The sequence below is a fragment of the Luteimonas sp. 9C genome, assembly GCF_902506295.1.
GTDB lineage: Bacteria > Pseudomonadota > Gammaproteobacteria > Xanthomonadales > Xanthomonadaceae > Luteimonas.
The window spans coordinates 1,619,880-1,632,376 of the sequence record NZ_LR733312.1 but is presented as its reverse complement, the minus strand read 5'-3'; the positions used below and the strand labels follow the sequence as shown (position 1 = coordinate 1,632,376).

General features: G+C 69.8%; 11 protein-coding genes. 7 read left to right on the top strand and 4 right to left on the bottom strand.

What is annotated here, in order from left to right; all coding sequences use genetic code 11:
* The first annotated feature begins 47 nt into the window (after nt 1-47).
* Both CURTO8I2_RS07455 and CURTO8I2_RS07450 read left to right on the top strand, forming a co-directional pair.
* A complete protein-coding gene (locus CURTO8I2_RS07455; protein ID WP_159679979.1) occupies nt 48-2,174 on the top strand; it encodes a DUF1631 family protein in 2,127 nt (708 codons plus the stop codon).
* A gap of 85 nt (nt 2,175-2,259) precedes the next feature.
* A complete protein-coding gene (locus CURTO8I2_RS07450; protein WP_159679977.1) occupies nt 2,260-3,372 on the top strand; it encodes an NAD(P) transhydrogenase subunit alpha in 1,113 nt (370 codons plus the stop codon).
* 88 nt (nt 3,373-3,460) lie between these two features.
* Here CURTO8I2_RS07450 and CURTO8I2_RS07445 read toward each other — a convergent pair whose 3' ends face one another.
* The 3 genes from CURTO8I2_RS07445 to CURTO8I2_RS07435 are packed head-to-tail and all read right to left on the bottom strand — an operon-like array spanning nt 3,461 to nt 4,904.
* A complete protein-coding gene (locus tag CURTO8I2_RS07445; protein WP_159679975.1) occupies nt 3,461-3,910 on the bottom strand; it encodes a DUF3106 domain-containing protein in 450 nt (149 codons plus the stop codon).
* Between the two features lie 2 nt (nt 3,911-3,912).
* On the bottom strand, nt 3,913-4,296 hold the full coding sequence (locus CURTO8I2_RS07440) for a hypothetical protein (RefSeq protein ID WP_159679973.1): 384 nt from the start codon (nt 4,294-4,296) through the stop codon (nt 3,913-3,915).
* Nucleotides 4,293-4,904, bottom strand: a complete 612-nt coding sequence (locus CURTO8I2_RS07435) for an RNA polymerase sigma factor (protein ID WP_159679971.1) — start codon at nt 4,902-4,904, stop codon at nt 4,293-4,295. The genes CURTO8I2_RS07440 and CURTO8I2_RS07435 overlap by 4 nt, the downstream gene beginning before the upstream one ends.
* Nucleotides 4,905-5,042: 138 nt before the next feature.
* On the opposite strand from CURTO8I2_RS07435, the gene CURTO8I2_RS07430 reads away from it, so the two are divergent.
* Both CURTO8I2_RS07430 and CURTO8I2_RS07425 read left to right on the top strand, forming a co-directional pair.
* Nucleotides 5,043-5,342 carry an NAD(P) transhydrogenase subunit alpha gene (locus tag CURTO8I2_RS07430; protein ID WP_159679969.1) on the top strand — a complete coding sequence of 100 codons (300 nt, stop codon included), beginning with the start codon at nt 5,043-5,045 and terminating at the stop codon, nt 5,340-5,342.
* 43 nt (nt 5,343-5,385) lie between these two features.
* Nucleotides 5,386-6,774 carry an NAD(P)(+) transhydrogenase (Re/Si-specific) subunit beta gene (locus tag CURTO8I2_RS07425; protein WP_159679967.1) on the top strand — a complete coding sequence of 463 codons (1,389 nt, stop codon included), beginning with the start codon at nt 5,386-5,388 and terminating at the stop codon, nt 6,772-6,774.
* Between the two features lie 13 nt (nt 6,775-6,787).
* On the opposite strand, the gene CURTO8I2_RS07420 is transcribed toward CURTO8I2_RS07425, so the two are convergent.
* Nucleotides 6,788-7,168, bottom strand: coding sequence for a hypothetical protein (locus CURTO8I2_RS07420; RefSeq protein ID WP_159679965.1), 381 nt, complete (start codon nt 7,166-7,168; stop codon nt 6,788-6,790).
* Nucleotides 7,169-7,310: 142 nt separating this feature from the next.
* On the opposite strand from CURTO8I2_RS07420, the gene sufT reads away from it, so the two are divergent.
* The 3 genes from sufT (at nt 7,311) to CURTO8I2_RS07405 (ending at nt 12,488) form a co-directional block, all read left to right on the top strand.
* A complete protein-coding gene (gene sufT, locus CURTO8I2_RS07415) occupies nt 7,311-7,862 on the top strand; it encodes a putative Fe-S cluster assembly protein SufT (protein WP_159679963.1) in 552 nt (183 codons plus the stop codon).
* A gap of 439 nt (nt 7,863-8,301) precedes the next feature.
* Nucleotides 8,302-10,035, top strand: a complete 1,734-nt coding sequence (locus CURTO8I2_RS07410; protein WP_159679961.1) for a S8 family peptidase — start codon at nt 8,302-8,304, stop codon at nt 10,033-10,035.
* 134 nt (nt 10,036-10,169) lie between these two features.
* Nucleotides 10,170-12,488 (top strand): pre-peptidase C-terminal domain-containing protein, encoded by a 2,319-nt coding sequence (locus CURTO8I2_RS07405; protein WP_159679959.1) that lies wholly within the window; start codon nt 10,170-10,172, stop codon nt 12,486-12,488.
* Nucleotides 12,489-12,497 lie beyond the last annotated feature (9 nt).

Sequence of the window (12,497 nt, the reverse complement as noted above, 5' to 3'; positions counted from 1 at the left end):
CGCTTGCGTTATTGTCCCGCGATCATTCGAGGGACGGAGTGGGCGCGATGCCCGTGTCGACACAGGGGCCGGGCGACGTATCACGGGCGGAAGCGCCTGCGCAGTTGATGGAAGGCATCCGCCGCGAGGCGACCGCGCGCCTGCTGCCATTGCTCGGCGAGGCCTTGCGTGCGGAACGGACGCGGCTGCAGCGCGTCGCCGACGAAGCGAGCCCCGATGCCGCAGGACGCGACGACGATGCGGAAGACCTCACCAGTCTGACCGTGCTCGCCGCCGAACTGATCCAGCATGAGCATCGCTGGCAGAAGGCGATGGGCGAGGTGTTTGCCGCCTGGCCCGAGCCGCCGCTCACCCATGCACGCAGTGCGTTCTCGCTGCTGTCGGACGACGAACTGCAGGCGCAGCTGATCGGCCAGCCGGTGGCCGAAGCGCTGGACCGCCGCTTCGAAAGCATGCGAGACATCATCGACCGTCGTCTGCACACGCTGGCTGGCCGCTTGGAGTATCGCGGGCGCCCTTCCAACCCCCTGGCGGCGCGGTTTCTGGTCGACTGTTTCCTGCGCGCCTTCCAGGCCGGCGACTGCGGGCGTCGCTTGCGCACGTCGCTGCTGCGCCGGCATGAAGCCCTGCTCGATGCCGAATTGGGTGGGCTCTACGCCTGGTGCAATACGCGTCTGGCTGAAGCCGGCTGCGCCCTGGCGGGCGACAGCGATCATGCGACGCTCATCGCGGGCCTCGCCGGCTCGACCGACGCGCTGCCCGCCAACAAGACCCGGATCTGGGAGCAGGGCAATGCGGTGGTGCGATCCGGCGCCGGTGTGACGCCGGCCGCACATGCCGACGCGCCGCGCGGCAACCTGCTGCGTCGGCACGCGCGCCGCCAGCGCGACGCGCGCCGCGCGGAACTGGATGCCGCCGAACGCAGTTTCCGTCGCGACGAATTCCTGTCCACGCTGGCGCTGCTGCAGTCCGAGCGCAGCCTGCCGTCGGGTGAAGGCCATGCAGTCCGCTTGCGCGAGGGCCTGTATGCAGTCGCCTCCGGTCTCGGCATCGATCGAAAGACGGTCGCATTCGACGGCGAGCAGGACGAGGCGCTGATTCTGGTCGGCGCGTTGTTCGACCTGCTCGTCGCCCGCCACCAGCTCGCGCCTGACGCACGCGAGCGTTTGGCGCTGCTTTCGGTGGTCTGGCTGCATCTCGCGATCGAGGATGCGCATCTGTTCGAGCCCTCGTCGCCGCCTGCGATGCAGCTGCTGTCGGCGCTGGTGGAACTCTGGGACGGCGTCGATTCGGAGGATCCGCAGTCGATCGAACAGCAACTGCTCGCCGATCGCGTGGCCGACGCGGTGCTCGACAGTCCACATGGCGATGGCCGGGTGTTTCCCGCCCAGCTGGCGCAGATCGACGGTGCGCTCGCTGCGCACCGGCGTCGCGCCGAGGCGGTGGAGCGTCGCACCTGGCAGGCCCTGCGCGGTCGCGAGCGACTGGATGCGGCCCGGCGCCGGGCGCGTCTGGAGCTGGCGCGTCGCCTCGACGGGCGTCAGTTGCTGCCGTCGGTCGCCGGCTTTCTCGATGTCGAATGGCGCCGCGCACTCGCGCAGTCGTGGCTGCGCGATGGCGAGACATCCGATCGCTACCGCGAAGTGCTGTCGCTCGGCGACGCACTGGTCGAATCCGACGGCCTGGCGGCGAGCGACGGCGGCAGTGCGGTCGCCGATCGCCTGCTCGGCATCCTGCCCGCCCTGCGCGACTGTTGCGCGCAGTCCGGCGATGATGCCGCTGCCACCGAGGCGCGCCTGGCGGGTCTGGTCGCCGAACATGCCAGCCCCACGGCCCGGCAGGTGCATGCGTCGACGCCGCCGGCCGACGAGGACGCGCCGTTGTTGCCGGACGATGCCGATCCGCAGGCCGGGCTCGCCGACACCACCTTCGCCGAAGGACAGCGTTTCATGCAGCCCGCCGGCGCCGGCGCGGCGCGCACCCTGCGGCTGGCCTGGCGCAGTTCGCTCAGCGGCGCCTGTCTGCTGGTCAATGCGACGGGCGCGCGCGAATGGCTGCTGATGCCGGCGGACCTGCACGCGATGATCGACGCGGGGCAACTGCAGGCCCGTCCTGGCGGGGGCGCGGTGTCGCAGGCGCTGGCGACACTGGCCAAGCAGGCGGGCGCGGGCTGAGCGAGCCGGGACACCAAGGCAGCGATGCGCCGCGAGCGGCGACATGCCCTAGGATGAGGTCGACTCCAGGGCGAGGACGAGGTCGATGTCGGTGATGATCGGCGTGGCGCGTGAAACCGCGGCAGGCGAACAGCGCGTGGCGCTGACGCCGGAGACCTGCAAGAAGCTCGTGGCAGCCGGCGCCCGGGTGCGCGTCGAGCGCGGGCTCGGACGCGCCGCCCATTTTTCCGATGCGTCGTATGCCGACGCCGGGGCGACCCTGGTCGACGATGCGCGCGCCGCGCTTTCGGGCGCGGCGGTCGCGTTGTGCGTGCGGCCGCCGGACGTGAGCCGTCTGCAGTGGCTCGATCCGGGCGCGGCCCTGGTCGGCGTGCTGCAGCCCGAGGCCGATCGCGAGCGCGGCGAGACGATCGTCGCGCGGGGACTGGTCGCGTTTCCGCTCGAACGCCTGCCGCGCACGACGCGCGCGCAGTCGATGGACGTGCTGAGTTCCCAGGCCGGCATGGCGGGCTACAAGGCGGTGCTGATCGGCGCGCAACTCGCGCCGCGGTTCTTCCCGATGCTGACGACCGCCGCCGGCACGATCCGGCCGTCGAAGGTGCTGGTCGTCGGCGCCGGCGTCGCCGGCCTGCAGGCGGTCGCGACGGCGAAGCGCCTCGGCGCACAGGTCGAAGGCTTCGACGTGCGGCCGGAGACACGCGAGCAGATCGAATCGCTGGGTGGCCGCTTCCTCGATCTCGGCGTCAGCGCCGCAGGCGAGGGCGGCTACGCACGTGCGCTGACCGACGACGAGCGCGCCGAACAGCAGCGACGGCTCGGCGATCACCTCAAGGGCATCGACGTCGTGGTCTGCACGGCCGCGGTGCCCGGACGCCCTGCGCCGAAGATCGTCACCGCGGACATGGTGGCCGGCATGCGGTCGGGCAGCGTGATCGTCGATCTCGCGGCGGAGAGCGGCGGCAACTGCGAGGCGACGCAGCCGGGCCAGACGGTCGACATCGGCGGCGTCATCGTCGCGGGTCCGCTGGATCTCGCGTCCATGGGCGCCACGCATGCCAGCGAAATGTTCGCGCGCAACGTCCTCAACTTCGTCCAGCTGCTGCTGGTCGACGGCGCGCTGGCCCCGGACTGGGGCGACGAACTGCTCGCAAACACCGTGTGGCCGGCGCGCCCGGTTGAAGGCGCCCCCGCGGGCTGAGCGCAGCGCTCGTGGCCGGGCAGACCTGCCGGTCGCCGAGGCCGTTCACCGTCTCGACTTCTGCCAGGGGGGCGGTTGCCGTCCTCGATCAGGGACCGCGCGACTCGCGACGCGGCGGCGCCGGGTTCTCCGCGGCCCATCGGCGACGCTGTTCGGGCGTCATCTGCTTCCAGCGCTCGCGCAGGGCTTCGCGCTCGGCGTCCGGCAACGTGCGCAGTTTGGTGTAGAGCGCGCGTGCTTCCTCGCGCTGCTCGGGTGGCAACTGCTTCCAGCTGTGCATGCCGTGACGCGCCTCGGCGCGCTCGGCCGGCGTCATCGCCTGCCAGCGTCGTGCGTGCTCGAGGATACGTGCGCGCTCCTCGGCGCTGGCGCCGTTCCAGCGCTCACGCACCGGGCCGATCAGCTGGTCGCGCTGCGCGGGCGTGAGCTGATCCCAGGCGGGCGTTGGCGTGGACTGCGCGCGCGCGGCGTGGCCGCACAGGAGCACCACGGGCAGCACGACGGCAAGAAGAACGGGACGGGTCAGGAACGGGGACATGGTCATTCCGCGGCGATGAGGGTGGATTCATTGGCGGCGAGCCAACGGTAGAAATCGGGCGATTCGTCGTATCCGGCCAGCGCTTCGTCGACACCTTCGTCGAGATGCGCGGCCGATTCGGCTGCCGCGAGCACCGGCATCGGGGTCGATGATGGCGTTTCGGTGCCCGGCATCAGCATGCGCGCGCCGATGGCCAAGGCACAGAGTGCGGCGAAGCCGGTCGCCAGCGGCAGGCCCCAGCGGCGATGCCCGGATCCGGCGCCCTGGACGGCGTCATGGCGCGCGCGATGCAGGCGCGCGGTGGTCGCGGGCGTGATCGTGTCCTGCGCCTGACGATAGAGCGCGCGCAGGGCGGCATCGTCGTGCGGGTCGTGCGACCGGTTCATCGGAATTCCTCCAGGTGTTTCTGCAGCGCCTCGCGGGCGCGGAACAGATGGGTTTTCACCGAACCTTCGCCGCATCCCATGATGCGGGCGGTGGTTTCGACATCGAATTCTTCGAGCACGCGCAGCGAAAATGCTTCGCGCTGGCGTCGCGGCAATTGCCGCAGGCCTTCCGCCAATCGTCCCCAGGCCTCGCGGCCATCGTGGTTGCGGGCCGGGTCGGGACCGGTGTCGGCCCAGTCGATCTCCTCGCCGTCCGGCATGCGCGCATCGCTGAGCCAGCTCAGGCGGAACGTGCGGCGCCGTTGCACGTCGATGATCCGGCTGCGCAGGACGGTCCAGAACAGCGGTGTCCATTCCGTTGGCGGTCGGTCGCGATAGCCGAGCATCTTGATCATCGTGTCCTGGACCGCGTCCAAGGCGTCGTCGCGATGCCGCAGGCCGAGCTCGGCAAAGCGGAAGGCGCGGCGCTCCACACTGGCGAGAAAGCCTTCCAGCGATGTGGGCGGGGCAGGGCGGGCGGCGTCGGCCGCGACAGAGGAGTCGGTCACGTCGCCAAGCCTACCGTGAGCGCGGTGCGCTCGTGAGTCTGGGAAGTGGCTGCCATCCATTGTCAGGGTCGTCGCCAGTGGCGGGGTGTGCACAGGTCAACGCATGTCGGCCCCGGCGGTTGACGTGGCCCGGCGGCGTGCCGCTGGCGCGCCGTTCAACGGCGGTTATGATGCGGACGACAGGCACGGGGACTCGCGATGATCGATGGTGTCGTGGCGCTGTACATCTTCATGCTGGCGGCGATCGCCGGCCACGTGATCATCTCGCGGGTGCCGGTGATCCTGCACACCCCGCTGATGTCGGGTTCGAACTTCATCCACGGCATCGTGCTGATCGGTGCAATGCTGGTGCTCGGCCACGCCGAGACCACGCTGGAGAAAGTGATCGGCTTCATCGCCGTGTTGATGGGCGCCGGCAACGCCGCCGGTGGCTACGTCGTGACGGAGCGGATGCTGGAGATGTTCAAGCCTTCCGGCCGTCCGGGGAAGCCCGAGTGATGGCCTTCGGCGCGCAGACGGGTTCGCACGCAGGGTGCATCGCATGAGCGGCCTGCAGTGGCTCGTGGCTGCAAGCTATTTCATCGCTGCCACGCTGTTTCTGCTGGGCCTGCAGCGCATGGCCTCACCGCGGACCGCGCGTTCGGGCATCCAGTGGGCCGGCGTCGGCATGGTGCTGGCGACGGTGGCCACGTTCTTCGTGCCGGGGCTCGCGAATCTCGGCCTGATGCTGGTGGCGATCGCGCTCGGCACCGGGCTCGCGTGGATCTCCGGCAAGAAGGTGGCGATCACCGACATGCCGCAGATGGTCGCGCTCTACAACGGCCTGGGCGGCGGCTCGGCGGCGGCGATCGGCGCGGTCGAACTGCTGCGCTGGTCGTCGTCCGGCGAGGCGCCGGCAACGTTGTCGCTGGTGCTGGCCGTGCTGGGCGCCCTGATCGGCGCGATCGCGTTGTCGGGCTCGGTCATCGCCTGGGCCAAGCTCGACGGGCGCATGGACAAGCGCTACGTGTTCCCGGGGCAGCAGCTCTTCAATCTGGCGGTGTTCGTCGGCGCGCTGATCGCCGGCGGCCTGATCGTGCATGCGCTGGGCGTGCCGGCGATTGTGGTGTTCTTCGTGCTGGCACTCGCGCTGGGCGTGCTGATGACATTGCCGATCGGCGGCGCCGACATGCCGGTCGTGATTTCGCTCTACAACGCGCTGACCGGGCTCGCGGTCGCGTTCGAAGGCTATGTGCTGGGCAACGAGGCGCTGATCATCGCCGGCACCATGGTCGGCGCGGCCGGCATGCTGCTCACCCGGCTGATGGCCAAGGCGATGAACCGCTCGATCTCCAGCGTGCTGTTCTCGAGCTTCAGCGGCGGCGGCACCGCGGCGGCGATCGAAGGCAGCCAGAAACCGATCGAGGCGGCGGACGTCGCCGCGCTGATGGCGTACGCGGAGCGGGTGGTGATCGTGCCGGGCTACGGCATGGCCGTGGCCCAGGCGCAGCACAAGATCTGGGAACTGAGCCAGCGGCTGATCGAACGCGGGGTCAAGGTGCGCTTCGCGATCCACCCTGTTGCGGGGCGCATGCCCGGGCACATGAACGTCCTGCTGGCCGAGGCCGGTGTGCCCTACGATTTGATCGTCGACATGGACGACGTCAATCCGGAGTTCCCGAACACCGACGTGGTGCTGGTGATCGGCGCCAACGACGTGGTCAACCCGGTGGCGAAGACCGACCCGCAGAGTCCGATCTACGGCATGCCGATCCTGGACGTGGTGCTGGCGAAGAATGTCGTGGTGATCAAGCGCGGCAAGGGCACGGGCTTCGCCGGTATCGAAAATGCGCTGTTCTACGCCGACAACACCCGCATGCTCTATGGCGACGGCGCGGAGGCGGCAGGCGCGCTCGTCGCCGAGCTCAAGGCGCTCGACGGCGGCCACTGAGCCGCCACACGGCTCAGCGCGATGCCACCGCCGCGATCACGATCGCAGCGCCGATCCAGGCCAGATCCACCGGCGCGTTGGCCAGCAACGCCAGCGTGTACGCATGATGCGGACCGAGCTTGAGCACCGACTCCCACGGCAGCATGCCCATCGGACGCGCGAGCTGGGCGGCGACGATGCCGAAGTTGGCGACCACGATCGCCAGTGCGGTGGCCGCCACGCCGGCCAGCGCGCGAACCGGGCCAGGGCGGGTGCGGGCCAGCCGCAGCAGCCAGGCCGCGTCGAGCGCCGCGATCACCGCCATCCAGCTGGTCTGGGTGCCGCGGGCGTCGGCGAGCAGGATCCAGGCCGCCGCAATGCCGAAGCTGCCGAGCAGCAGCAGGGCGGTCGCCATCGGCCAGCGCCGGGCGCCCTGGGGGTGGTGCCTTGGCGGCATGGAAGGCTGCATCGCGGAAATGGCCGGCCAGCATACCGGCGCGCGGCGATACAATGACAGCACTTGTCGTGGCCGTCCCTGGCCACCATCTGATGGTCCTATGTACTCCCGCAGCAGCGAACCCGTCCGTTTCGAGCGCGATTGCGCCGCCGTCCTCGTGCCGGCCGGCGAACACGTGACCCTGCCCGCGGGCAGCGCCGGCTACATCACCCAGGCACTGGGCGGCAGCTACACGCTGTTCGTGGAAGGCAACCTGTTCCGGATCTCCGGCCGTGACGCGGATGCGATCGGCAAGGAACCGCCGGTGCCGCTGGAACTGCCCGACGGCGCGGACGATGCCGCGGTCGAGCGGATGGTCTGGAACCAGCTGCGCACCTGCTTCGATCCCGAGATCCCCATCAACGTGGTCGATCTTGGTCTCATCTACGAGGCGGAAGTGCAGCCGTCGGACGACGGCCAGCGCCGGCTGGAGGTCAAGATGACCCTCACCGCGCCGGGCTGCGGCATGGGCGACATCCTCGTCGATGACGTGCGCAGCAAGCTGGAGCTGATTCCCACGGTCGTCGAGGCCGATGTGGAGCTCGTGTTCGACCCGCCGTGGAACCGCTCGATGATGTCGGAAGCCGCGCGCCTCGAGACCGGCATGCTCTGACGGCCCCGCTGCACGACGGCCCGCGTCGCCGGCAGCACCACGCCCTGCGCCCGGAACACCCGACGCGATCTCGAACGAAGAACCCGGCCGCGCTGCGCGCGGCGCCTCGTCGTGCGCGTGTCCATTCCCGCACCTGACGGCGCTGTCCTGACGCACCAGCCGCGTCACGTCACGCCGGTGCCACGCGCCATTCAGGCTTTGCGCTGTTCAGAAAGCCTGCCCCGTATTGTCATTTTGTGACGATACGCGCTCTTTTTCATGGAAAATTAACGCCTCGAACCGTTGCGGATCGGTTGCGCTGTCGCGTAGCGTCAGTTTGCGGTCAGTTTTGTCACGTCCGCATGTGCATCACCTCGGCGTTGCCCGGAGTTTAGCTGGCGACGCCGGTCTCCAATTTGCCGCCCGCGGGCGGTCCACTCACGGTTCTGGGGGTTATCGGATGTCGAATCACCTGCGTCATGCGCCGCGCCGTCGTCTGCTCGTCGCCGCCACGTCCCTCGCGCTCGCGGCGCTCGCGCCGCTGTCAGTCAATGCCGCCGAGCGGCTCAACCTCAGCGGCCTGCAATCGGCCGACACCCACGACCGCTTCATCGTGAAGTACCGCGACGGGTCTGCCGTGCAGGCGAATCCGGCCGCGATCGACACCGCGCTGCGCGCATCCGCAGGCCGGATCGCCGTCAGCGGTGGCGGCAAGCAGCTGCGCCTCGAACACGTCCGGCGCATGACGCAGGGCGCCGACGTGGTGCGCACCAGCCGCAAGCTCGACCGTGCGGACGCCGAATCGCTGATGCGGCAGATCGCTGCCGATCCGAACGTCGAATTCGTGGAAGTCGACAAGCTCAACCAGGTGTTCTGGACGCCGAACGACCCGCGTTTCAGCCAGCAGTACGGGTTCGGCACCGGCCCCGGCGGCATTCGCGCCACGCAGGCCTGGGACGTCACGAAGGGCGCGGGCACCGTGGTCGCGGTGCTCGACACCGGCATCGCCAGCCACAGCGATCTCAACGCGAACATCCTGCCCGGCTACGACTTCATCATCGATCCCACCGTGGCGGGCGACGGTGGTGGCCGCGACGCGGACCCGAGCGATCCCGGCGACTTCTCCGGCGGCCGCGCGTCCAGCTGGCACGGCACCCATGTGGCCGGTACGGTGGCCGCGGTGACCAACAACGGCGTCGGCGTCGCGGGCACCGCGCCCGAGTCGAAGGTCGTTCCGGTCCGCGTCCTCGGACGTGGTGGCGGCTACGACTCCGACATCGCCGATGCGGTGATCTGGGCGTCGGGCGGCACCGTGAGCGGCGTGCCGGCGAATGCGAACCCCGCCGAGGTGATCAACCTCAGCCTCGGCGGCGGTGGCGCCTGCGGCAACGCGATGCAGACCGCGATTAACGGCGCGGTCGGCCGTGGCACCACGCTGGTCATCGCCGCGGGCAACAGCAACGCCAACGTGTCGGGTTTCTCGCCGGCCAACTGCAGCAATGTCATCGCGGTCGCGTCGAACACCAGCACCGGCGCGCGTTCGAGCTTCTCGAACTACGGCGCCGGCATCACGATCTCGGCGCCGGGCTCGGGCATCGTCTCCACGCTCAACAGCGGCCAGACCACGCCGGGCAGCGAGAGCTACGCGACCTACGACGGCACCTCGATGGCGGCGCCGCACGTCGCCGGCGTCGTCGCGCTGATCCAGGCGGTCTCCAATCCGGCCAAGACACCGGCGCAGATCAAGACGCTGCTGACCAGCACCGCGCGCGCGTTCCCGTCCACGCCGTCCCAGCCGATCGGCGCGGGCATCGTCGACGCTGCCGCCGCGGTGGCGGCCGCAACCGGTGGCACCACGCCGGGCCCCGACCCGGATCCGGGCACCGGCGGTCTGCAGAACGGCGTGCCGGTCACGGGCGTGTCGGGTGCGGCCGGCAGCACGCGGACCTGGACGTTCACCGTGCCGTCGGGGGCCCGCAACCTGGTCATCGCGACCTCGGGTGGCAGCGGCGACGCCGATCTGTACGTGCGCCGCGGCAGTGCGCCGACCACGTCGACCTACGACTGCCGGCCGTATCGCACCGGCAACACCGAGAGCTGCTCGTTCGCAACGCCGCAGGCGGGCACGTACCACGTGATGGTGCGCGGCTACACATCGTTCTCCGGAGTGACGCTGCGCGCCAGCCACAACTGAGGGCGGGTCGGGGAGTTCCGGGGGAGGAAAGGGCAGGCAGCGGGCATCGTGATCGTGATGCCTGCCGCCGGCGGAGCACGCCGTACGCGGTGTGCTCCGTTTTTTCTGGTCACCAACGAGGGGTAGAGAACAGGATGAAGACACTCATCGCCTGCATCACCGCCGGCACGCTGTCGGTCGGTGCTGCCGCGGCGGCAACGCGCGACGCGCGGCCGGCCGCATTCGACAACCGCCTGCCGGCCGAACAGACGGTCGAGCTCAAGCGCATGCCGGCCGTCGACGCCGCGCGGCTGCGCGCCGAAGACGCGCGGCAGGACCGCGCCATGGGCCAGCGCCCGATCCGCTTCGCGACGCCGCACACCGTCGACCTGACGCCGAACAACGCCGGTGACTGGGACGAGATCGCGGGCGGCAACCTGGTGTGGCGCCTGCGTGTGGAGTCGAAGGACGCGCTGTCGCTGAACTTCGGGTTCTCCGAATTCCATCTGCCCGAAGGCGCACGCCTGCTGATCTATCCCGAAGGTCTGGACAGGAACGCCAACCCCGAGGCCATCCGCGCGTTCACCGCCGCCGACAACAAGGCGAACGGCAGCCTGTGGACCCCGCTGGTGCCGGGCGACAACGCGGTCATCGAAGTCGTCGTGCCGAAGGCGCGCGTCGGTGACCTCAAGCTGCGCCTGCGCAGCGTCAACCACGATTACCTCGGCTTCGGCCGGCTCGCCCGCGAAGGCGCGCTCGCGCAGACCAAGGGTGTGTCGGGCAGCTGCAACGTCGACGTGGTGTGTCCGGACGGCGACGACTTCCGCGACGAGATTCCGTCCGTGGGCGCCTACACGCGCTTCGGTGTCGAGTACTGCAGCGGGTCGCTGGTCAACAACACCGCCGGCGACCAGAAGATGTACTTCCTGACCGCCAACCACTGCCAGATGGGCACCGCCGACGCGGCGGCCAGCATCGTCGTCTACTGGAACTACCAGAACTCGACCTGCCGCACGCCCGGCAGTCCCGAGAGCGGCGCCAACGGCGACGGCAGCCTGGCGCAGAACCAGACCGGCGCGGTGGTCCGCGCGACCTACGCGCCGTCCGATTTCACCCTGCTCGAGTTCGACGACGCCGCCGACCCGGCATTCAACCTGAGCTGGTCGGGCTGGGATCGCCGCGATCTGGCCCCGGCGGGCGCGACCGGCATCCACCATCCGCGCGTCGCCGAAAAGCGCATCACCCATTCCGACAATCCGCTGCGCGTCGAGGGCTACTTAGGCAACAGCGGCAACACGCATCTGTGGGTGCAGTGGAACCAGCGCGGCACCACCGAAGGCGGTTCCTCGGGTTCGCCGATCTACAGCCCCGAAGGCCGCGTGATCGGCCAGCTGCATGGCGGCTACGCCTCGTGTTCGACGACCGGCGATGACCACGTCGACTGGTACGGCCGTCTGTTCACGTCGTGGACCGGCGGCGGCACGGCGGCCACACGCCTGAGCGACTGGCTCGATGCCGCAGGCACGGGCGATGCGTTCGTCGACACCATCGGTGCCGACGGCGGCGGCGCGCCGGGCCTGCCGGTGGCCGGCTTCGACTTCAGCGTCGACAACGACACCCTCACCGTGACCTTCACCGATACCTCGACCGACGACGGCGAAATCGTCAGCCGCGACTGGGCGTTCGGGGACGGCACCACGTCCACCGAAACGAATCCGGTCAAGACCTACGACGCGGCCGGCGTGTATTCGGTCGCGCTGACGGTGACCGACGACGCAGGCAACACCCGCACCCGCACCCAGCAGGTGGAGGTGGGCGATCTCACGCCGGATGCGATCGAGCTGACCAACCGCACGCCGGTGTCGGGCCAGTCGGGCGCGGCGGGTGACACGCTGCTCTACAGCATCGCCGTGCCGGAAGGCGTCAGTGGTCCGCTGTCGGTCACGACCTCGGGCGGCAGCGGCAACGTCACCCTGTACGTCAGCCAGGACGAAGAGCCGCAGCCCGATGCCTACGATTTCATCTCGCAGCGTCCGGGCAACAACGAGGTGGTGCGTATCGCCAATGTCGAGGCGGGCACCTACTACGTGAAGGTGGCCGGCGTGTCCGCGTTCGCCAACGTCAGCGTGCAGGCGCGCCACAACCCGCCGAGCGAAGGTGGCGGAGACGGCGGTCTGCGGAACGGCGTGCCGGTCACCGGTCTGAGTGGTGCGACGGGCAGCCAGCAGTTCTGGACCATCCAGATCCCGGCCGGCACCAGCAGTCTGACGGTCGCGATGAGCGGCGGCACGGGTGATGCGGATCTCTATCTCCGTGCGGGCACCCAGCCGACCACTGCGACCTACGACTGCCGCTCGTGGGCGACCGGCAACGCCGAGACCTGCACCATCAGCAATCCGGCAGCGGGGATCTACCACGTGCTGGTCAATGCGTACGCGACCTTCAGCGGCGCGTCGCTGGTCGCAACCTGGTAAGGCCGGATG